This is a genomic window from Leifsonia xyli subsp. cynodontis DSM 46306, assembly GCF_000470775.1.
GTDB classification, from domain to species: domain Bacteria; phylum Actinomycetota; class Actinomycetes; order Actinomycetales; family Microbacteriaceae; genus Leifsonia; species Leifsonia cynodontis.
This window is the reverse complement of the sequence record NC_022438.1, coordinates 1,389,553-1,411,019: the sequence shown is the minus strand read 5'-3', so window position 1 is coordinate 1,411,019 and position 21,467 is coordinate 1,389,553. Positions and strand designations below refer to the sequence as shown.

The following is a 21,467-nucleotide window of genomic DNA, read 5'->3' as shown; positions in this document are numbered from 1 at the left end:
CCACCTGAGTGTGGTTCCCGTCTGTTACTTCAGGATGGGAGGGCCCGGGTTGGGGTCGAGGTTGGATCAGTTCGCTGCGATCAGGAGAGATGCCCGGGTGGAGGGTCTCTCTATTCGTGAGCTTGCTGTTCGTCATGGTGTTCACCGGCGGACGGTTCGTCAGGCTTTGGAGTCAGCGACGCCACCGTCGCGGAAGCCGAGAGTTCAGTCGTCGCCGAAGCTGGATCTGGTTCGCGAGCTGATCGACGCGATTCTGCGTCAGGATCTCGGGGCGCCGAAGAAGCAGAAGCAGACGGCGACACGGATCTGGAAACGTCTCCTCGATGAGCACCAGGTCGATGTCTCCTACGGCACGGTCCGTGACTATGTGCGCTCCCGGCGCCCGCAGATCGACGCGGAGGCTGGTCGTCTGCCGGAGGTGTTCGTCCCGCAGGAGCATGCTCCGGGGGCGGAGGCGGAGGTCGATTTCGGTGAGGTCTGGGTGATCCTGGCCGGGGTGAAGACCAAGTGCCACATGTTCACTTTTCGGCTCTCGTACTCGGGGAAGGCGATTCACCGGGTCTACTCGACGCAGTCGCAAGAGGCGTTCCTGGAAGGCCACATCGACGCGTTCGAGGAGATTGGCGGGATGCCGACCCTTCACATCAAATACGACAACTTGGCCGCCGCGGTGAAGTCCGTGGTCAACGGCAAGGACCGCAAACGGGTCGAGAATGACCGTTGGGTCCTGTTCCGTTCCCACTACGGATTCGACGCGTTCTACTGCCAGCCCGGCATTGACGGTGCGCACGAGAAGGGCGGCGTTGAGGGCGAGGTCGGCCGGTTCCGCCGCACGTGGCTCTCACCCATGCCCGAAGTCGACTCCCTCGCGCAACTGAACGCGATGATCCGCCGCTGGGATGCCCGTGACGAGCAGCGCCGGATCGCGCAGCGCCGAACCAAGGTCGAGGACGACTTCGCTACAGAACGCCCGCTCCTTCGGCCGCTGCCGGCGGAGCGATTTGATCCGGGACTGGTGCTGCATCCTCGGGTCGACCGGTCCGGGCTGATCACGGTCCGGATGGCGAAATACTCTGTCCCTGCCCGGCTCATCGGCCGTGAAGTCCGCGTCTCTCCGCGCTTCCGAGGTCGTCGTCTTCGACGGGCGCGTTGAAGTCGCCCGGCACGAACGCGTGGTCGCCCGCGGAGGCGAGTCGATCCAGCTGGATCACTACCTCGAGGTCCTCCGGCACAAGCCCGGCGCGTTCCCCGGCTCGACAGCACTTGCACGCGCCCGGGAGGCGGGAACCTTCACCGCCGCCCATGAAGCGTTCTGGCAGGAGGCAAGGAAAGTCAATGGCGACACGGCCGGCACCAGAGAGCTCGTCGACGTGCTCCTGCTCCATCGCAGCATGCGCGCAGCCGACGTGATCGCCGGGATCCGCGCGGCACTCTCGGTCGGGGCCATCTCCGCTGACGTCGTCGCGGTTGAAGCACGACTGTACGCAGGTGGGGCCATCCAACACCGACAGCCCGTTGAACAACGCCCCGATCGCGAGCGACGAGTTGTCAGTCTCACCCAGCGCCGGCTCCGGGATCCGCAGGCTGTCATCGCCGGCCTGCCACAGGACAAACGCCCGCTCCCGACCGTCACCCAATACGACGAACTCCTCCAGCGCCGCCCCGTCTTCACCGACCCCACCACCGATGAGAGAGAAGGAACCACCGACACATGAGCCCAACCACCACGAACATCACCACCACCCTCCGCCGGCAACGCGGGATGACCCAGGAAGCCGCCGCGGCCGCCGTCGACCAAGCCTGCAGACGCCTGCGACTACCGACCATTCGCGCCGTGATGGACGAAGCGATCCGGGTCGCCGAGCACGAGCAGCTGTCCTACCAAGGCTTCCTCGCCGAAGTGCTGTTGGCCGAGTGCGACGACCGCGACCGCCGCTCCACCGTCCGCCGCGTCGCCTCCGCCGGCTTCCCACGTCAGAAATGGCTCGGCGACTTCGACTTCGACACCAACCCGAACATCAACGCGGCGACCATCCACACGCTCGCCACCGGCGACTGGGTCAGACGCGGCGACCCGCTCTGCCTCATCGGGGACTCCGGCACCGGCAAGAGCCACCTCCTCATCGGCCTCGGCACCGCCGCAGCCGAGAAGGGCTACCGAGTCAAATACACCCTCGCGACCAAGCTCGTGAACGAACTCGTCGAAGCAGCAGATGAGAAGCAGTTGGCCCGCACGATCGCTCGCTACGGCCGCGTCGATCTGCTCTGCATCGACGAGCTCGGCTACATGGAACTCGACCGACGCGGCGCCGAGCTCCTCTTCCAAGTCCTCACCGAACGCGAAGAGAAGAACTCCGTCGCGATCGCATCCAACCAGTCATTCTCGGGATGGACGGACACCTTCACCGACCCCAGGCTCTGCGCTGCCATCATCGAGACCGGCACCACCTCCTACCGCCTCCAACACACCCGCAACACCGCACTCGCTGGGGCCAACTAACTTCGACAACCCGGTCCCCGCCAGCCTTGACATAGTCACACCGTCACGACGGCGGGATGCGTTCCCGGCACGCCCGGGATCAGCAGCCCCGGCCCGCCGTTCGGCTTGAGCATGGTGTTCGCCCCCACGATGGGCGCGAGCCTCCCTGCCACCTCGCTCATCGGCGCGAGCAACGGCAGGGAACAGTTCGGCAGCTGCACGGTCTCGTAGGCGATGGCGGTCATGCCGGAGGCGATGAGCGCGCGGGTGAGCGCTTCCTCGGCGGCGAGATGCAGATAGGCGAACAGCACCAGGCCCTCGCGGAAGTGGCCGTACTCGCTCGCGACCGGCTCTTTGACTTTCAGAATGAGGTCGCCGGCCGCCCAGGTCGCCGCGGCGTCCGGCAGGATCGTCGCGCCCGAGGCCGCATAGAACTCGTCGGGGAGGGAGGAGCCTGCGCCGGCGCCCCTCTCAACATAGACCTCGTGCCCGGCGCCGATCAGATCATGCACACCGGCCGGGGTGATCGCCACCCGGAACTCGTTGTTCTTGATCTCGCGGGGGATCGCGACCTTCATGGTGCTCCTCACTTCGACGTGATGTTCGGTCTCACACTAGTCGGGTTGACAGATGATTTCGCTAGAATCAGAACTTTTTCATGCTGATTCCGTCATCGGACTCACTCCGAAGAGTCGATTTCCATAGTCACTCGGGTGCTGAGCTGTGCGAATCGCCGCACCCGACGAAGGGGGGATCAGCCCGTCGGCCAGTCACGCCGAGGCGCGCTGCCGGATGGCCGTCCCGCTGCGTTCCTCTATCGCTGCGCGGATCGCGCCCACCGGCTGCCCGCCGCCGAGCACGGCGAGATCGAGCTTCGGTGCGATCGCCTCGACCGCCGATCGCTCGATCGCGCCCGCGTCGGCCAGGAGCGTCAGTGCGACGATGGAGGCCGCGCGCAGGCTCCCGTCGAGGATCTTCAGCGCGACAGTGACGCCGTTCGGCGCGACCATGACCATCACACCCTCGGCGCCCCCTTTCGCGAAGATCCCGAGTTCGTCGATGACGACGGTGTTCGCGCGCCCCGGCCCGTCGATCGCCCAGCCGTCGGCGAGCACGGCTGAGCGCAGCGACGCGGCATTCCGGAAGAGGGCGAACGGCGATCCCTCCGACGCGGTGCCGATGCGCTGGATGCCGCGGGCGAGCGCCACCAGCGACATCGCATGCACCGGGGCGCCGCAGCCGTCGATTCCGGTCGCGGCGATCTTCTCGCCGATGAGCCGCTCGACCGTGTCCCGGATGCGGAGCTGCAACGGATGCTCTGGGTCGAGGTAGCTCTCGAGCGGCCAGTCGTTGACCCGGCAGGTGAGCAGCATCGCGGCGTGCTTGCCAGAGCAGTTCATGAAGAGCGCCTGCTTGGGCAGCCCCGCGCGGACGGCCTCGTCGCGGGCGTGCGCGTCGAGCGGCCAGTCGGCGGGGCACAGCAGAGCGTCTTCAGTCAGCTCCGCCTGAGCGAGCAGATCCCGCACGACGGAGAGGTGCGCGGGGGTGCCGCTGTGGCTTGCGGTCGCGAGAACGGCGCTCGGTCCCTGCAGCGGCGCTCCGGCGCCCATCATCCCGACGGCCTGGAACGGCTTCATCGACGAGCGTGGGAAGACCGGGCGCTCCGGAGCGCCGAGCGAGCGCATGATGCCGCTCTCCGCCCCGAGCACCACGGCTGAGCCGAGGTGCCGGGACTCCACGAAACCGCTGCGCTCGACCACGGCGAGCTCCACGGCTTCGCCGCCCCGGAACACCGCGGGGGGCAGGGTGCTCTCCGGGCTCACAGCGTCGCGAGGGCGTCGTCGATCACGGAGACGGCGTCCGCGATGAGCTCGTCCGAGACGGCGAGGCTCGGCAGGAACCGGAGCACGTTGCCCCAGGTGCCGGCGGTGAGGAACAAGATCCCGTGCTGCGCCGCGTAGGCGACCACTGCGGTGACCGCCTCCGGGTTCGGCTCCTTCGTGGTCTGCGCCGTGCCCGGTTTGACCAGCTCGATCGCGATCATCGCGCCGATGCCGCGCACCTCGCCGATGATGTCGTGCTTCGCCTGCAGCGCCGTGAGCGCCGGCTTCAGGGCGTTCTCGATGCGCTTGCCCTCCGCGAGGAGGCCGTTCTTCTCGATCTGGTCGAAGACGGCGATCGCCGCGGCCGCGGCGACCGGGTTGCCGCCGAAGGTGCCGCCGAGGCCTCCCGGCTGTGCGGAGTCCATGATGTCGGCGCGGCCGGTCACAGCGGCCAGCGGCAGACCGCCCGCGATGCCTTTGGCGCTCAGCACCAGGTCGGGGACGAGCCCGAAGTGCTCGCTGGCGTAGTAGGCGCCGGTGCGCGCCATCCCGCTCTGGATCTCATCGGCGACGAACACCACGCCGTTCGCGGCGCACCAGCTTTGGAGGGCCGGCAGGTAGCCGTCGGCCGGCACCATGAAGCCGCCTTCGCCCTGGATCGGCTCGGCGACGAGACAGGCCAGGTCGCTCGCGCTGACGACCTTCTCGAGATAGGCGATCGTCCGCGAGGCCGCCTCGGCGCCGCTGAGGCCGTCGCGGTAGGGGTAGGAGCCCGGAGCGTGGTAGACGTCGCCGGCGAGCGGCCCGAAGCCGCTCGCGTACGGCATGGCCTTGTAGTTCATCGCCATGGTCAGGTTCGTCCGGCCGTGGTAAGCGTGGTCGAGCACGGCGACGGCGCGGCGGCCGGTGTGCTTGCGGGCGATCTTGACGCCGTTCTCGACGGCTTCCGCGCCGGAGTTGACGAGCACCGTCTTCTTGGCGTGGTCGCCGGGGGTGTACACGGCGAGCAGCTCCGCGACACGCACGTACTCCTCGTAGGGCGTGATCGTGAAGAGCGTGTGGATGACCTCCCGCACCTGCTCGGTGGCGGCAGCGACGACCGCGCTGTCGGTGTGACCGATCGTGGTCACGCCGATGCCGGCGCCGAAGTCGACGAACTGGTTGCCGTCGACATCCACCAGGACCGCGCCGTTCGCGCGGGCGATGTACACCGGGAGCGCCGAGGAGACACCGGTCGGCACCACCGCGAGACGGCGCTGGTGCAACTCTTGCGACTTGGGGCCGGGGATGGCGGTGACGATGCGGCGTTCTTGCGCCACGGAGTGGCCGGGCGCGCTCAGGGTCTCAGTCATGATGAGTCCGAGTCTAATCGCGGTGGAAGAATCGTCACCATGAAGCTCGAGCACCGATACGCCGTGGACGTCCAGTGGACGGGCAATCGCGGCACAGGGACCAGTGGCCACAAAGACTACGGCCGCGACCACACGGTGAGCGCCACCGGCAAGCATCCTCTCGACGGCTCCGCCCACCGCGCCTTCTTCGGCGACACGGACCGCTGGAACCCGGAAGAGCTGCTCCTCGCCGCTCTAAGCCAGTGTCACCTGCTGAGCTATCTCGCGGAAGCGGCCCGCGCCGGAGTGGTGGTCGTCGGCTACACGGACGCGGCGACGGGCTCGATGGTCCAGACGGGGAACGGCGGCGGTCATGTCGCCGAAGCTGTCCTGCGCCCGAGGGTGACGATCGCGGACCCGGCGCAGGCCGAGCTCGCGCTGTCCCTGCACCGTCTCACCGCCGGGAAGTGCTTCATCGCGGCGAGCGTGAACTTCCCGGTGCGGCACGAGCCCGAGACGCTCTTCCTCGTCTGAGCGGGTGCTACCGCCGCTCGGGCCGCAGCGCCCGTTTGACGCGTTCCACGGCCGTCGCGGGCGGGGACTCGTTGTAGACGCCCGCGAGCTCCTGGCCCGTGAGCGCGTGGATGGCCGCCATGATCTCATCGGTCGCCTGACGCCGTGCGCGTCCAGAGTCGGCCGATCCGTAGCGGCTGACGTCGATCGGCTCGCCGAACGCCACGGTCACACGGCGGACGCGCGGGAACTTCGCGCCGACGGGCTGCATCTGCTCCGTGCCGCTCAGTCCGACCGGGACGACGCTGGCGCCGGTCGTCAGCGCGAGCCAGCCGATGCTGGTGCGGCCCTTGTAGAGCCGGCCGTCCAGCGACCGGGTGCCTTCGGGGTAGACCGCGAAGGCAGCGCCGGTGTCGATGATGCGGCGGGATTGCTCCAGCGCTTCCTGCGCCGCCTGGCCTGCGCCGCGCTCGACGCCGATCGCGCCGATGGCGGTGAAGAAGCCGCGGCTGACGCGCCCCCGGAGACCGGTGCCCTCGAAGTAGTGCGACTTGGCGAGGAATTGCGCGCGCCGCGGCGACGTCATCGGGATGACGACAGAGTCGATGAACGAAAGATGGTTGCTTGCGAGGATGACTTTGCCGTATCGCGGGACGTTGCGACGTCCGACCACGCGCGGGCGATAGACGATTTTTGCCAGAGGCGCGACGATCCACCGGCCGACGAAATAGAGGAAGCCGGGTCGCCGCAGCTCGTTCTGGGTCACCCGTCGAGCGTAATCGCGGACACATGCCGCGAGAGGTATGCGCCGCTCAGAACCGGAACCCGCTCGGCGGCGGACAGCCCTCTCCGCCCGCGTAGACGAGACACGGTTCCACGAAGCCCAGATAGCGCACGGCGAGGGGGTCGCCGAACCAGCGGTTGTAGAGGCGCGAGAAGTTTAGGTTGCCATAGGCCGAGCAGTCGCCGGCCGGTCCGCTCGGCTGGGCGAGCGTCTCGGCGTTCGGCTGGTAGGGCGTGTAGTTGTACAGGTTCGCGGTGGCCTGATTGCGTATCCGGACGGCGCGCGAACCGCACGAGCGGTCCGGATGGTACTGGATATCGTTGCGGCCGATCCGGTAGCGCCAATCGCCCGGATGCGCGGTGTACTCGCGGAACTGCCACGCCGCCCGGTACACCTGGTTGTAGAAGCCGAAGTAGCGGTCGTCGCACGCCGCAGTGTCCGGGCAGGCGTACCCGGTGGCCTTCTGGTATCCGGAGGCGCTCGGCGCTGTGAGCAGCGACTGCTCCTTCTGGAGCAGCACCAGCAGCACGCGCGGGCTGATCGTACAGGCCTTCGCCACGCGGGCGACGACGCTGCTCGCGCGCTCTCTCGTCTCGCCTCGCAGCGCGGCGCAGCGCTCGGCCGACGCTGTGGTGTCGGGGGTGTCTATCCGGTAGTCCGCCAGGCACGGCGAGCCGTCCTTGGGCCGGCAGTCCAGGTGGTCGAGGAACCGCTGGATCTCGGCCGCTGTCATCGCGTCCGGGTTGAAGAAGCTGTCGTCGCTGATGATGTCGCCCGGGTCGAACGACGGTGCGGTCGCGGCCGAAGCGGGGGCGAGTGGAAGGGCGCTGAAGAGCGCGAGCGCCGCCGCGGCCAGCGCGCCTGCGGCGACAGAGCGGGGGCGACGGCACACCAGCCGCATCTCAGCTGAGCCGATCGAGCGCCGCTTCGATGACGTTCGCCGCATCGTCGATCAGCTCCTCGCTGATCACGACCGATGGCAGCAAACGCAGAACGCTGTCCCAGCTGCCGGCGTCGAGCAGGATGACGCCGTTGCTCGTCGCGTGGGCGAGCACGGCTCTCAGCGCCTCCGGGTTCGGCTTCTTCGTGCCGGGCACGACAAGCTCGATCCCGAACATCGCACCCTTGCCGCGCACCTCGCCGACCACCGGGAAGCGCTCGGCCCAGTCGCCGATGCGCGCCCAGAGCGCACGCTCGACGCGCTTCGCCTCGTCGAGGAGGTTCTCTCTCTCGAAGACCTCGAAGACGGCGAGGGCGGCCGCAGTGGAGACCGGGTTGCCGCCGAAGGTGCCGCCGATCCCGCCGGGCTGGACGGCGTCCATGATCTCAGCGCGTCCGGTGACGGCCGCGAGCGGGAAGCCGCCCGCGATGCCCTTCGCCGTCGTGATCAGGTCGGGGACGACCCCGTGGTGCTCGATGGAGTACCACGCGCCGGTGCGGCCGATGCCGGCCTGGATCTCGTCGGCGACGAACACGATGCCGTCCTCGGCGCAGAACTCGCTGAGGCGCTTGAAGTAGCCGGGCGCCGGGATGACGATGCCGCCGTCGCCCTGGATCGGCTCCACGAACAGAGCGGCCAGCTCGTTCGCGCCGATGTGTGTGCCGATGTAGTCGATGGTCCGCTCCGCGGCCTCCTCCCCGGTCATCCCCTCCGGGTCGCGGAACGGGTAGCTGAGCGGGAGACTGTAGATCTCGCCGGGGAACGGGCCCATCCCGGCCCGCTCCGGCCACGGCCGGTAGGTCATCGCCATCGTCAGGTTGGTGCGCCCGTGGAAGGCGTGGTCAAGGGTCGCGATCGCACGCCGGCCGGTGTGCTTGCGAGCGATCTTCACCGCGTTCTCCACCGCCTCCGCGCCCGAGTTGACCAGGATGCTGCGCTTCTGGAAGTCGCCCGGGGTGATCTCCGCGAGTCTCTCGGCGACGCGCACATAGTTCTCGTACGGAGTGACGGTGAAGAGCGTGTGAGTGAGCTTGGCCGCCTGCTCGGCGGCCGCGGCGGCGACCGCGGGGTGTGCGTGGCCGATGGTCGTGACGCCGATGCCGCAGCCCAGGTCGATGAGCCGGTTGCCGTCCACATCTACCAGGATCGCGCCGGAGCCGGACTCCATGTAGATATTCGCCAGCGTCCCCGCTCCGCGGCTCACCGAGGCTTCGCGGCGACGCTGCAACTCCACCGAGCGCGGGCCCGGCAGCTCAGTGACGATGCGGCGGGACTGGGGCACGGAGAACTCGCGAGTCATGCGTCTCATCGTAGGTGCGATCCTGAGCGATTCTCTGTGCGAGAGTCGAGGAAGATACGGCAGTATGGCTCTTCGTGCGCAAAACCCTCTCCGTCATCACCGCAGCCTTGATCGTCGCCGGCCTCGCCGCGTGCAGCGGCTCGGGCTCGCCGGGCCCGTCCGCCACCTCCGCGAGCGCCTCCTGCCAGAACACGAAGGCCGGCAGCGCCTCGAAATCGGTGAAGGTCACCGGTGAGTTCGGCCAGACGCCGACGGTCGCCTTCAGCACTCCGCTCACGGTCTCGGGCACTGAGCGGAGCGTCGTGATCGAGGGCAAGGGGGCGAAGGCGGCGCCGGGCGCCACAGCCACCGTCGGCCTCGCCGCCTACAACGGCGCCACCGGCAAGGAGATCGCCGCACCGGAGGGCTTCGCCGGCGGCAGCCTCCTCACCGCCCGGCTCACGGACTCTGCTCTTCTGCCCGGTTTCGTCCGCGCGCTCGAATGCCTCACCGTGGGCTCGCGCGCCGTCGTCACCACCACCGCCGAAGAGGCCTTCGGCACCGCCTCCTCGCAGCTCGGGCTGAAGGAGAAGGACCCGGTCGTCCTCGTCGCCGACCTCATCGGCATCCCGCCGACCCGCGCCGACGGCAAGCCGGTGACCCCACCCGCGGGCTTCCCGACCGTGAAGCTCGCCAAGAACGGCGAGCCGTCGATCACCGTCCCGAAGGCCGATCCGCCCACCGAGACCCGCATCGCGCAGCTCAAACAGGGCTCCGGGGAGACGGTCCTCCCGGGAGACACCGTGACCGTGCAGTACAAGGGCGTGCTGTGGCGCAACGGGGAGACGTTCGATTCCAGCTGGAGCCGCGGCACGCCGGCCTCGTTCAAGACCACCGGCGTGGTGAAGGGATTCCAGAAGGCTCTGGAGGGCCAGACCGTCGGCTCGCAGGTCATCGCGATCGTCCCGCCCGCGGACGGCTACGGGGAGAAGGGCTCTGGGAAGATCACAGCCACCGACACGATGGTCTTCGTCGTCGACATCCTCGGAACGACCCGCTGATGCCCGTGCGCCGTGTCGTCATCCTCGGCTCCACCGGCTCCATCGGCACGCAGGCGCTCGAGGTCGTCGCGGCCCATCTGGACCGGTTCGAGGTCGTCGGGTTGACGGCCGGCCGCAGTGCCGGCCAGCTCGCCGAGCAGGCCGAGCGATTCGGCGTGCGGGAGACCGCGCTGGGCGCCGAGGACTCGGAGCGGCTCGTCCGCTCCGTCGACGCGGAGGTCGTGCTCAACGGCATCACGGGTTCGGTCGGTCTCGGCCCGACCCTCGCCGCCCTCGAGTCAGGCCGGACGCTGGCCCTCGCCAACAAGGAGTCGCTGATCGTCGGCGGCGAACTCGTCAAGCGGGCCGCCGCGCCGGGGCAGCTCGTCCCGGTCGACTCGGAACACTCCGCGCTCGCGCAGGCGCTGCGTTCCGGGGCGACGGGGGAAGTCCGCCGGCTCGTGCTGACGGCCTCCGGCGGCCCCTTCCGCGGCCGCTCGCGCGAGTCGCTGCGCCAGGTCACACCGGCCGAGGCGCTCGCCCATCCCACCTGGGACATGGGCCTCGTTGTGACGACCAACTCCTCGACGCTCGTCAACAAAGGCCTGGAGGTGATCGAGGCGCATCTGCTGTTCGGCGTGCCCTACGACCGCATCGAGGTGACCGTGCATCCGCAGTCCGTCGTCCACTCGATGGTCGAGTTCACCGACGGCTCGACGATCGCCCAGGCGTCGCCGCCCGACATGCGTCTCCCGATCGCCCTCGGCCTCGGCTGGCCGGACCGCGTGCCGGGGGCCGGTCTCCCGCTCGACTGGGCCCGCGCACACACCTGGACGTTCGAACCCCTGGACGGCGAAGCCTTCCCGGCCGTCGCCCTCGCGAAGCGCGTGGGCGCGGCGGGCGGGACCTACCCGGCGGTCTTCAACGCGGCCAACGAACAGGCGGTGGCGGCCTTCCACGCCGGGGCGATCGGCTATCTCGACATCGTGGACACGGTGGAGCGCGTGGTCGACGCGCACGAGCCCGAGGCGGAGCTGACGCGGGAGGGCCTCGCGGAGGCGGAGGGCTGGGCGCGGGCCACCGCTGACAGGATGCTGGGCCGATAGCCGGGCAGCGGCCCTGAGACGGCGCACATCCGCTTCGAGGCTGGTTCCAAGCCGCACCCGGCTAGCCTTGCCCTGTGGATTCCGTGCTCCTGTTCATCCTCGGTGTCGTCATCGTCCTGATCGGCCTCGCCGTGTCGATCGCGCTGCACGAGATCGGGCACCTGGTTCCCGCGAAGCTGTTCGGAGTCAAGGTAACGCAGTACATGATCGGCTTCGGCAAGACGCTCTTCTCGTTCCGGCGGGGGGAGACGGAGTACGGCGTGAAAGCCATCCCTCTGGGCGGCTACATCTCGATGATCGGGATGTTCCCACCGGGCAAGGAGGGCGGCACAGGCCGGAACGCGACCACCGGCTTCATGCAGACGATGGTGCAGGACGCCCGCGTCGCGAGCGCTGAGACGGTGAAGACCGGCGAGGAGGAGCGCACGTTCTACCGGCTGCCGGTCTGGAAGCGGATCGTCATCATGTTCGGCGGGCCGTTCATGAACCTCCTGATCGCCGTCGTGCTGTTCGGCGTGCTGCTGATGGGCTTCGGCGCCCCGCAGAACTCCACCACTGTCGGCACCGTGAGCCAGTGCGTGCTCCCGGCGACCAGCACGGCCAAGAGCTGCCCTGCTGACGCGCCGGAGGGCCCAGCCGCGGCCGCTGGCCTGCGGCCCGGCGACACGATCGTGAGCATCGACGGCCAGAAGATCGCCACCTGGGTGCAGTCCACCGAGATCATCCGCGAGTCGGCGGGCCGGCCGCTCTCGGTGGTGCTCAGCCGGGACGGGGAGCAGCGGACGGTCGTCCTCACCCCGCAGACCAACACCGTGGCGAAGACCGACGCGAACGGGCAGATCGTCAAGAACGGTGACGGCAGCGTCCAGACGCTCACCGTCGGCTTCGTCGGCATCGGTGCGGTTCAGGAGCTGGTGCGCCAGCCGGTCACGGCCGTCCTCCCCGCGGTCGGGGCCCAGACAGGAGCCGTCGCCGGTGTCGTGATCAACCTTCCCGAGCGCATGGTCGCTGTCTGGAACGCCGCTTTCGGCTCGGCGGAGCGCGATCCCAATGGCCCGATGAGCGTTGTGGGGATCGGACGGGCGGCCGGAGAGCTGACCGCGCTGAACGGGGTCCCTGTCGTCGACAAGATCTATACGATGATCGGCATGCTGGCCGCTCTCAACATCGCGCTGTTCGTCTTCAACCTCATTCCGCTCCTCCCGCTGGACGGCGGCCATATCGCGGGCGCGTTGTGGGAGGGCCTCCGCCGCTCCTGGGCCAAGGCGTTCCGCCGGCGCGACCCGGGGCCGGTCGATATGGCCAAGCTGATGCCGCTCACCTTCGCGGTCGCGATCGTGCTGGGCGGGATGACCGTCCTGCTCATGTACGCGGACATCGTCAAACCGGTCAATCTGTTCGGCTGACAGTCAGAGAGTTCACATCGGGAGGACACCAGCGCGCGTAGGATTGTCGGGTGGCAGCAATCAATCTGGGCGTGCCCAGGGTCCCTGAGACTCTCGCACCCCGTCGCACGTCCCGCCAGATCCGCGTCGGCAAGGTCCTGGTCGGCGGCGACGCCCGGGTCAGCGTCCAGTCGATGACGACGACACCGACGACCAACATCAACGCGACCCTGCAGCAGATCGCCGAGCTCACAGCCTCCGGCTGCGACATCGTCCGCGTCGCCGTCCCGAGCCGCGACGACGCCGAGGCCCTGCCGATCATCGCGAAGAAGAGCCAGATCCCGGTCATCGCCGACATCCACTTCCAGCCCAACTACGTCTACGCTGCGATCGACGCGGGCTGCGCGGGCGTGCGGGTGAACCCGGGCAACATCCGGAAGTTCGACGACCAGGTAGGTAAGATCGCCGCGGCGGCCAAAGCGGCGGGCGTCTCGCTCCGCATCGGTGTGAACGCGGGCTCGCTCGAGCCGAGCCTGCTGCAGAAGTACGGCAAGCCCACTGCCGAAGCCCTCGTCGAGTCGGCGGTGTGGGAGGCAAGCCTGTTCGAGGAGCACGACTTCCACGACTTCAAGATCTCCGTCAAGCACAATGACCCGATCGTGATGGTCAAGGCGTACCTGCAGCTGGCCGAGCGCGGCGATTGGCCCCTGCACCTCGGTGTGACCGAAGCCGGCCCGGCGTTCCAGGGCACCATCAAATCCGCGACGGCGTTCGGCATCCTGCTCGCCGAGGGCATCGGCGACACCATCCGCGTGTCGCTGTCCGCTCCGCCCGCGGAGGAGGTCAAGGTCGGCCTCCAGATCCTGCAGTCGCTCAACCTGCGCGAGCGCAAGCTTGAGATCGTCTCGTGCCCGAGCTGCGGCCGCGCCCAGGTGGACGTGTACTCGCTCGCCGAAAGCGTGACCGAGGGGCTGCAGGGGATGAGCGTGCCGCTGCGCGTCGCCGTCATGGGCTGCGTCGTGAACGGCCCGGGCGAGGCTCGGGAGGCCGACCTCGGCGTCGCGAGCGGCAACGGCAAGGGTCAGATTTTCGTCAAGGGCGAGGTCATCAAGACTGTCCCCGAGTCCGAGATCGTCGCCACCCTCATCGCGGAGGCGAACCGCATCGCCGAAGACATGGCCGACGCCGGCGCTGACACCGCCTCTCCCTCCGGCCCCCCCACCGTCACCGTCGGCCGCTGACCGTCGTTTCCTCACTTGTTCCGGCCTCACCCCGGCGTGTCGCCTGAAGAAGTTAGGAAGCGATCGCGACGCTAGCATGGGATGGTGCCTACTCGCCTGACGAACTACTTCCTCCGCACCCTCCGCGAAGACCCGGCCGACGCGGAAGTCACCAGCCACAGGCTGCTGGTCCGCGCCGGCTACATCCGGCGCCAGGCTCCGGGCGTCTTCGCCTGGCTGCCACTGGGGCTTCGGGTGAAGGCGAAGATCGAGCAGATCATCCGCGAGGAGATGGCCGCCGCCGGCGCGCACGAGGTCCACTTCCCGGCGCTGCTGCCGCGCGAGCCGTACGAGATCACCGGCCGCTGGGAGGAGTACGGCGATGCGCTGTTCCGTCTGAAGGACCGCAAGGACGCCGATTACCTCCTGGCGCCGACGCACGAGGAGGCCTTCACACTGCTGGTGAAGGATCTGTACTCCTCGTACAAGGACTTGCCGCTGACCATCTTCCAGATCCAGGACAAGTACCGAGACGAGGCCCGTCCGCGCGCCGGTCTCCTGCGCGGCCGCGAGTTCACCATGAAGGATGCGTATTCGTTCGACGCGACGGATGCCGGGCTCGACGTCAGCTACCAGGCCCAGCGCGACGCCTACGAGCGCATCTTCGCGCGGCTCGGGCTCGATTTCGTGATCGTGCAGGCGGACGCGGGCGCAATGGGCGGCTCGCGCAGCGAGGAGTTCCTGCACCCGACTCCCGTCGGCGAGGACACCTTCGTTCGCTCGGCCGGCGGATACGCGGCGAACGTCGAGGCATTCACCACCGTCGCGCCGCCCGCCCGCACGCACGAGGGCCTGGCGGCGCAGGAGGTTCTCGACACCCCAGACACCCCCACCATCCAGACACTCGTGGCTGTCGCGAACGAGAAGAGCCCCCGCCCGGACGGCCGTGTCTGGACAGCCGCCGACACGCTCAAGAATGTCGTGCTGGCGCTCACACACCTCGACGGCACGCGCGAGCTGGTCGTCGTCGGTCTTCCCGGCGATCGCGAGGTGGATCTCAAACGCGCCGAAGTGGCGTTCGCTCCGGCCGCGGTGGAGGCCGCCACCGAGGACGACTTCGCGGCGCACCCCGGCCTCGTCAAGGGCTACATCGGTCCCTGGTCCCACGGGGGCCCTGTCCTGGGCGAGGAGGCCGCAACCGGCCTCCGGTTCCTCGTCGACCCGCGGGTGGTGGACGGTTCCGGATGGATCACCGGGGCGAACCTCCACGGCAAGCATGTCTTCGGACTGGTCGCCGGTCGCGACTTCGGCTGGGACGGCACGGTGGAGGTCGCCGAGGTCAAGGCGGGAGACCCGGCCCCGGACGGCTCCGGCCCTGTCGAGCTCGTGCGTGGCATGGAGATCGGCCATGTGTTCCAGCTCGGCCGCAAGTACGCGGACGCTCTCGGCCTGGCGGTTCTGGACGAGAACGGCAAACTGGTCACCGTGACGATGGGGTCATACGGCATCGGCGTCACCCGCATCCTGGCGATCATCGCTGAGGAGAACAACGACTATAAGGGTCTGGTCTGGCCCGAGGCGATCGCGCCCTTCGACGTCCACATCGTCGCCGCGGGCCGCGAGCAGCTCGTTTTCGACGTCGCGGAAGACGCGGTCGCCCAGGTGGAGGCCGCGGGGCTGGACGTGCTGTATGACGACCGCCCCAAGGTCTCGCCCGGCGTGAAGTTCGGCGACGCCGAGCTGATCGGCGTCCCGCGTGTTCTCGTCGTCGGCCGCGGTGCGGCTCAGGGCGAGGTCGAACTGTGGGACCGTCGCGGGGGCGAGCGCAAGACACTCTCTCTGAGCGAGGCCGTCGCGGCTCTCACCACGTCGTCGCAGAGCCGTGACACCCGGCGGCGGCTCAGGAGTCGTCGCCGGTGATCTCAGCGTGGATGCGGCGCAGGTCTTCCATGAGCGAGCCGAGCAGCACCCAGTGCCCCGGGTCCGGCGTTCTGACGACGAGCGGCGCGGTCAGCACGGGGACGCCCGTGGTGGCTCCGTCCGGGTCTTCGGCCGGAGCGTCCGGGCCGCGGGCGAGCAGCCTCAGATCGTGCGCCGCCCGGCGGAGCTCTTCGGCGATGGCGGACATGGTGGGCTCTTCCAGGAGGCTGTCGTCGTAGTGGTCGTGGAAGGCGCGCGTCATCCCGAGCGATCGGGTGATGAGCGGTTTCAGACGCTCGAAGAGCGCCTGGTCGTGCGCGAGCACCCGACGGTGCTTCGTCTGACGCGGATTCAGCGTCAGGCTCTCCCCGGCGGTGGTCAGAGCCGTCTCTGCCTTCTTCTCCAATGGCCGGAGCAGGCGCGCCTCGATGAGGAGGGCGTTGCGCTCTCCCGGCGTCTGCCGCGAGGTGAGCGCGATCGCCAGCCGGTCGAGGGTGGCCGCGATCTCGCGCCCCAGCCCGAGCACGGAGGCACGGGCCGGACCGGTCTGCACCGGCGGCACGACCGCGATGTTGACGATGACACCGATCGCCGCACCGAGGATCGTCTCGATGATGCGCGCCCAGGCGTAGTCGGCATTCGTCGCTCCCAGGGAGAGCACGAGCATCGCGCTGATCGGCACCTGGTTCGCGCTGCCCGGCGTCAGCTTCAGCGCCCACGCCAGCAGGAGGGAGGCGATCACGGCCAGCAAGACGATCCAGCTGTTGGCGCCGAAGGCGATCCCGATCAGATAAGCGACCATCACACCGACGATGACGCCGAGGGAGCGTTCGATCGCCCGCCCGAGCGACTGGTTGACGCTCGGCTGCACGACCAGAAGCGCGGCGATCATCGCGAAGACCGGGAGCTCGCCGGGCAGCAGGAGTCGGGCGATGATCCAGGCGACGATCATCGCGGCGGCGGTCTTGACAACCTGGAGGAGGGGGATTCTCGTGGTTGCCCGAATGTTTGCCGGAAGCGCGATCTTGACCGGGAACTTGGGAGCCACGGTTCCAGGGTAGCCGTCTGCGGGGCTCAGCCGAGGAACCGGCGTGCGCCTCTCCTGCGGGGCACGTTCTGCTGCGAGCCGGGCAACGGAGTGGGAAGCCGGCCCCGGCTGCTTCCCGGCGGTGCTAGGGGAGGAGGCCTAGCTCCTTCAGCTGGTCGCTCAGGCCGGCGCCGTCGGGAGCGTAGACCCAGGGAGCGCCGGAGAACTCGCTGTGCTTCTCCGCCTTCGAGCGTCCGCCGGCGAGCACGGCTTCGCTCGTGGAGAGCTGCCGGATGGCGACCGCTGCCACGTTGTCCGGATGCGCGGAGGTGAACTCACCGTAGAGCTGTTCGTCGTGCTGCCCGTCGTCCCCGACCAGAAGCCACTTGAGCCCGGGGAACTCCTCGGCGAGCCGGGCGAGGCTGGTGCGTTTGTGGTCCCGTCCGCTGCGGAACCAGCGATCGTGCGTCGGCCCCCAATCGGTCAGGAGCAGCGGGCCGGCGGGGAAGAGGTTCCGGGAGAGGAAGCGCGTCAGCGTCGGAGCGACGTTCCAGGCGCCGGTCGAGAGGTACACGACGGGCGCTCCGGGATGCGCCGCCGCCAGACGTTCCAGCAGCACCGACATGCCGGGCGTCGGAACGCGGGCGTGCTCGTCGAGGACGAAGGTGTTCCAGGCGGCCAGCAGCGGCCGGGGGAGCGCCGTGACCATGACGGTGTCGTCCACATCGGAGATGATTCCGAACGTGGCCGTCGGGTCGACGATGTACACCGGCGCTTCGAACACGCGGCCCGATTCGGGCGTGGAGAGCCGCACGGTGTGCCAGCCCGGGGTCAGCTGCACCGGGAGGACGGTGTCGATCACGCCACCGCGGTCGGGGGAGACCTCGTGACGACCGCCTTCGATCTCGATCGTGACCGGGACATCCCCGATCGGGACACTGACGAAGGAGCGCCAGCCGCGGATGGACTCTTCGCGCTTGCGGTGTTTGCGCTCGGCCTGGCTGCCCGGGCGCGGCTCCTGGGCGAGGACGACGCGGCCCAGGATGCGCACCCAGGCCGGGGAGCCATAGCCCGTGTACGGCACGACCGTGGCGAGGAAGCCGCGCCTCCGTGCCCGGCGGGCCCGGAACTCGTGGAACGCATCCTCGATGCGGGCCGCGCGGTGCATGATGGGCTCGACGCCGACGCGCTTGCTGGAGGTGGGAGACATAGGTGCTCCAGTTTCTCACGGAGTGCGGGAACTTCTCCTGGAGTGTGGGGATTCCTCGCCGCATCCCCCGATCTGGGGGATGCGGTCTGCGGCGGGTTTCACGATTTCCCGAGCGAAAGTGAGATTTCCCCGAATAAAATCGCGACGGTGAGCGGCAGGATCGATGTCGCCGGGCTGAGGACCCGTATCCCCGTTGGTCGAGATCGACAGGAAGGACTACACACGTGCCCATCAACGACCTGGTCACCGGTCAGAACAGCGTCGGAGCCCCGCTGGTTCGCACAGAGCCGATTCAGGAGCGCAGCGCAGCGCGGGTGGACGCCCTTCTGGACGCCGCTGCCGATGTGGTGGATGAGATCGGCTTCGACCGGCTCACGACGGCGATGGTCGCCAAGCGCGCCGGCGCGTCGATCGGGACCGTCTATCGGTACTTCCCCGACCGCATCGTGCTCTTGCAGGCGCTGCGCGATCGTGCGCTCCTGCGCTACCGCCACGCGGTCGTGAAGGGCATTCACATCGATGGTCCGAAGCATTGGTGGGACGCGGTGGAGTGCGCGATCGACGCCTTCGTCGGAATGTTCCGTTCCGAGCCGGGCTTCCGCATCATCCGGTTCACCGACGCCGAGCGCGCGGGCGCGCCGGGCGAGGAAGCGGCCCAGGAGGTCTCGTTCGCCGCGCAATTCGCCGAGATCCTCTCGGACAAGTACGGGCTGCCCGCCGGCGACGAACTCAAATTCCGCCTGGAGGTCGTGGTGGAGACGATGGACGCGCTCGTCACGCGCGCCTTCCAGGACGATCTCGCCGGCGACGAGCGTCTCATCGTCGAGGCGCGGACGCTCGCCCGCGAGTACCTGGAGCGCCGCTACTCGACGGAGGGCTGACGTCTTTCGCTGCGCTCCGGCGACTCCGGCCGGCCAGCGCTCATGGGGAGAGCGCAGGGGCTGGCGATTTCCGCCATATTTCATTGTCATTCATTGCTTATTCGGAGAAACGCTGTTTGGCTGGGGTGGATGGTCCCGTACTGCAGAGCCACACGAACGTTTGTCCGCCGACCGAAAGCTTTGGCCTCATGATCGAGTTCCGCTCGGTGACGAAGCGTTTCCCCGACGGGACCGTGGCCGTCGATGATTTCTCGCTGGTCGTCCCGTCCCGGCAGATCACCGTGCTGGTGGGGTCCTCCGGCAGCGGTAAGACCACGATCCTGCGCATGATCAACCGGATGGTGGACCCCACCAGCGGCACGGTCGAGATCGACGGCGAGGGTGTGGACCGGCTGAAGCCGGTCCAGTTGCGGCGGAGCATCGGCTACGTCATGCAGAATTCCGGCCTGCTGCCGCATCGGAAGGTCGTGGACAACATCGCCACCGTCCCCCTGCTGCGCGGCGAGAAGCGTTCGTCCGCGCGCCCGGGCGCTGGAACTGATGGAGACCGTCGGGCTGGAGCGTTCGCTCGCCGACCGGTACCCCGCTCAGCTCTCCGGCGGACAGCAGCAGCGCGTGGGCGTCGCTCGCGGGCTCGCCGTCGACCCGAACATTCTGCTGATGGACGAGCCCTTCGGGGGGCGGTGGACCCGATCGTGCGAGAAGATTTGCAGAACGAGCTGCTGCGGCTGCAACGAGAGCTCGGCAAGACCGTCGTGTTCGTCACGCACGACATCGACGAGGCGTTCAGGCTCGGCGACCAGGTCGTCATCTTCCGGAAGGGCGGCATCGTCGCGCAGAAAGGCGCCCCGGCGGAGATCCTCGCCGCTCCCGCGGACGAGTTCGTCACGTCCTTCGTCGGCGCCGACCGCGGCAAACGCGTGCTGCACATCGAGCAGACTCCTGCCGGGTCCGTCCTCGTGGACAGCGAGGGCCGCGCCGCGGGGGTGCTGAGCGGCCTCGAGCCGGGCGCCGCGAGTGCGGCGAAGGCCGCGGCCGTTCCGATCGCGGGCGCGGCGCAGGGTGAGGACCCGACGTGAGCTTCTTGTGGCCGAACCTCGGCCAGGTCTGGAACCTCGCGCTCTCCCACGTCTGGCTCAGCGCCGTTCCGATCGCGGCAGGCTTCCTCCTCTCGCTGCCGATCGGCTGGGTCGCGAACCGCTACCGGCTGAGCCGTCCCGTGCTGTTGACGATCGGCGGCCTTCTGTACGCCATCCCCTCACTGCCGCTCTTCTTCGCGATGCCGGCTCTGATCGGCACCAAGATCCTGTCCCCGCTGAACGTGGTGGTCGCGTTGAGCGTCTACGCCGTCGCGCTGACGGTGCGCACGACCGCCGACGCGCTCGCCTCCGTGTCCGGGGACGTCGTGCAGTCCGCGATGGCGGTCGGATTCTCCGCGTGGCGCCGGTTCTGGTCCGTGGAGCTCCCGCTCGCCGGACCGGTTCTCCTGGCGGGCTTGCGCGTCGTGTCGGTCTCCACGGTCAGCCTCGTCAGCGTCGGCGCGCTGCTCGGCGTCCCGAATCTCGGTCAGCTCTTCACCGACGGCCTCAACCGTTCGTACAACGACGAAGTGCTCGTCGGGATCGTCGCGATCATGGTCGTCGCGCTGGTGTTCGACGTCGTGCTGGTTCTGCTCGGCCGGCTGCTGCTGCCCTGGTCGCGGTTCGATCGGCGCAGCGGCCGTCTGGGCCGCTCGTCCGCGATGAAGGCGGTGGCCGGCGCATGACCGATTTCATCGCCGCCTTCGGCTGGCTGCTCGACCCCGCGAACGCGGCCGGCCCTGGCGGCATCCCCACCCGGGCCGGCGAGCACATCCTCTATTCGCTGCTGACGCTGCTCCTCGCGGGCGTGATCGCGCTGCCCATCGGCTTCCTGATCGGGCACACCGGGCGGCTGCGGGGAGAGTCGCTGTGGGGCTCTCCGGAGCGCTCCGGGCGCTGCCGACGCTCGGCCTCGTCGTGTACCTGGCGTTGCTCACGGCCAACATCTCGATCGTGCCGCCGCTGATCGCACTCACCGTCCTGGCCGTCCCGCCGGTCCTTGCCGGCGCCTACTCGGGTCTGGAGGCGGTGGATCGGCGGACCATCGACGCCGCGCGCCGTCGGTATGACGGAGTGGCAGATCTTCGCCAGGGTCGAACTGCCGCTCTCGCTTCCACTGGTGCTCGGCGGTATCCGTTCCGGGGCGCTGCAGGTGATCGCGACCTGGACGGTCGCGGCGATCCTGCCTGTCGGAGGCCTCGGCCGGTTCCTGTTCGATGGCCTCGCCGTGCAGGACTATCCCGAGATGCTGGGGGGCTCGATCATCGTGGTCGTGCTCGCCCTCGTGGTCGACGGGCTGTTCGCCCTCACCCAGAGAATCGTCGTCCCGCGGGGTGTCGCCGCCGGAAAGGTCCGGCCCGATCGGGCGAAAGACCCGGCGCGAGCGTTCGGCATCGCCGCAGGGCAGCACCGTACCCCCTGAACCATATGCACCACCGTCGAAAGAGAG

16 protein-coding genes and 4 pseudogenes are annotated in these 21,467 nt (G+C 68.8%); 12 read left to right on the top strand and 8 right to left on the bottom strand.

Annotated elements, in window-relative coordinates:
- Positions 1–34 precede the first annotated feature (34 nt).
- A pseudogene (gene istA / locus O159_RS14490) lies at positions 35–1,715 on the top strand (IS21 family transposase).
- The gene (gene istB / locus O159_RS06650; RefSeq protein ID WP_021753875.1) at positions 1,712–2,500 is read left to right on the top strand and encodes an IS21-like element ISLxc1 family helper ATPase IstB; all 789 of its coding nucleotides are present in this window, start codon (positions 1,712–1,714) and stop codon (positions 2,498–2,500) included. Before istA ends, istB begins: the two are co-directional and overlap by 4 nt.
- 38 nt (positions 2,501–2,538) lie before the next feature.
- Here istB and O159_RS06645 read toward each other — a convergent pair.
- The 3 genes and pseudogenes from O159_RS06645 to gabT all read right to left on the bottom strand — a co-directional run.
- Positions 2,539–3,057: pseudogene (locus O159_RS06645) on the bottom strand (alanine dehydrogenase); the annotation flags it as partial.
- Positions 3,058–3,249: 192 nt separating this feature from the next.
- Positions 3,250–4,302 carry an asparaginase gene (locus O159_RS06640; RefSeq protein WP_021754981.1) on the bottom strand — a complete coding sequence of 351 codons (1,053 nt, stop codon included), beginning with the start codon at positions 4,300–4,302 and terminating at the stop codon, positions 3,250–3,252.
- On the bottom strand, positions 4,299–5,654 hold the full coding sequence (gabT, locus tag O159_RS06635) for a 4-aminobutyrate--2-oxoglutarate transaminase (RefSeq protein WP_021754980.1): 1,356 nt from the start codon (positions 5,652–5,654) through the stop codon (positions 4,299–4,301). Before gabT ends, O159_RS06640 begins: the two co-directional genes overlap by 4 nt.
- 39 nt (positions 5,655–5,693) lie before the next feature.
- Between gabT and O159_RS06630 the strand changes: the two genes are divergently transcribed.
- On the top strand, positions 5,694–6,167 hold the full coding sequence (locus O159_RS06630) for an OsmC family protein (protein WP_021754979.1): 474 nt from the start codon (positions 5,694–5,696) through the stop codon (positions 6,165–6,167).
- A 7-nt stretch (positions 6,168–6,174) separates the two neighbouring features.
- On the opposite strand, the gene O159_RS06625 is transcribed toward O159_RS06630, so the two are convergent.
- Genes O159_RS06625 through O159_RS06615 form a run of 3 tightly spaced genes read right to left on the bottom strand, consistent with a single transcriptional unit; the run spans position 6,175 to position 9,179 of the window.
- On the bottom strand, positions 6,175–6,912 hold the full coding sequence (locus tag O159_RS06625) for a lysophospholipid acyltransferase family protein (RefSeq protein WP_021754978.1): 738 nt from the start codon (positions 6,910–6,912) through the stop codon (positions 6,175–6,177).
- A gap of 46 nt (positions 6,913–6,958) precedes the next feature.
- On the bottom strand, positions 6,959–7,876 hold the full coding sequence (locus tag O159_RS06620; RefSeq protein ID WP_021754977.1) for a hypothetical protein: 918 nt from the start codon (positions 7,874–7,876) through the stop codon (positions 6,959–6,961).
- Positions 7,833–9,179 (bottom strand): aminotransferase class III-fold pyridoxal phosphate-dependent enzyme, encoded by a 1,347-nt coding sequence (locus tag O159_RS06615; protein WP_081689837.1) that lies wholly within the window; start codon positions 9,177–9,179, stop codon positions 7,833–7,835. The genes O159_RS06620 and O159_RS06615 overlap by 44 nt, the downstream gene beginning before the upstream one ends.
- Before the next feature lie 65 nt (positions 9,180–9,244).
- Between O159_RS06615 and O159_RS06610 the strand changes: the two genes are divergently transcribed.
- From O159_RS06610 to O159_RS06590, 5 genes are all read left to right on the top strand, one after another.
- Positions 9,245–10,210 carry an FKBP-type peptidyl-prolyl cis-trans isomerase gene (locus O159_RS06610; protein WP_021754975.1) on the top strand — a complete coding sequence of 322 codons (966 nt, stop codon included), beginning with the start codon at positions 9,245–9,247 and terminating at the stop codon, positions 10,208–10,210.
- Positions 10,211–10,215: 5 nt separating this feature from the next.
- Complete coding sequence (locus O159_RS06605; protein WP_201766255.1) at positions 10,216–11,295, top strand: 1-deoxy-D-xylulose-5-phosphate reductoisomerase; 1,080 nt, start codon at positions 10,216–10,218, stop codon at positions 11,293–11,295.
- Positions 11,296–11,369: 74 nt separating this feature from the next.
- Complete coding sequence (locus O159_RS06600; protein WP_201766208.1) at positions 11,370–12,701, top strand: M50 family metallopeptidase; 1,332 nt, start codon at positions 11,370–11,372, stop codon at positions 12,699–12,701.
- A 71-nt stretch (positions 12,702–12,772) separates the two neighbouring features.
- Positions 12,773–13,921 (top strand): flavodoxin-dependent (E)-4-hydroxy-3-methylbut-2-enyl-diphosphate synthase, encoded by a 1,149-nt coding sequence (gene ispG / locus O159_RS06595; RefSeq protein ID WP_201766254.1) that lies wholly within the window; start codon positions 12,773–12,775, stop codon positions 13,919–13,921.
- A gap of 84 nt (positions 13,922–14,005) precedes the next feature.
- Positions 14,006–15,820 (top strand): proline--tRNA ligase, encoded by a 1,815-nt coding sequence (locus O159_RS06590; RefSeq protein WP_043994113.1) that lies wholly within the window; start codon positions 14,006–14,008, stop codon positions 15,818–15,820.
- Here O159_RS06590 and O159_RS06585 read toward each other — a convergent pair.
- Positions 15,801–16,868 (bottom strand): FUSC family protein, encoded by a 1,068-nt coding sequence (locus O159_RS06585; protein WP_021754970.1) that lies wholly within the window; start codon positions 16,866–16,868, stop codon positions 15,801–15,803. The two genes, O159_RS06590 and O159_RS06585, sit on opposite strands and share 20 nt — an antisense overlap.
- 124 nt (positions 16,869–16,992) lie before the next feature.
- On the bottom strand, positions 16,993–18,057 hold the full coding sequence (locus tag O159_RS06580; RefSeq protein ID WP_021754969.1) for an App1 family protein: 1,065 nt from the start codon (positions 18,055–18,057) through the stop codon (positions 16,993–16,995).
- Between the two features lie 224 nt (positions 18,058–18,281).
- Here O159_RS06580 and O159_RS06575 point away from each other — a divergent pair, with 224 nt between their 5' ends.
- The 4 genes and pseudogenes from O159_RS06575 to O159_RS16795 all read left to right on the top strand — a co-directional run bounded on the left by O159_RS06575 (position 18,282) and on the right by O159_RS16795 (position 21,440).
- Complete coding sequence (locus O159_RS06575) at positions 18,282–18,938, top strand: TetR/AcrR family transcriptional regulator (protein ID WP_021754968.1); 657 nt, start codon at positions 18,282–18,284, stop codon at positions 18,936–18,938.
- 188 nt (positions 18,939–19,126) lie between these two features.
- Positions 19,127–20,017, top strand: a pseudogene (locus O159_RS06570) (ABC transporter ATP-binding protein).
- Complete coding sequence (locus O159_RS06565) at positions 20,014–20,703, top strand: ABC transporter permease (protein WP_021754966.1); 690 nt, start codon at positions 20,014–20,016, stop codon at positions 20,701–20,703. Before O159_RS06570 ends, O159_RS06565 begins: the two are co-directional and overlap by 4 nt.
- Positions 20,700–21,440 (top strand): annotated as a pseudogene (locus O159_RS16795) (ABC transporter permease). Before O159_RS06565 ends, O159_RS16795 begins: the two are co-directional and overlap by 4 nt.
- Positions 21,441–21,467: the final 27 nt, after the last annotated feature.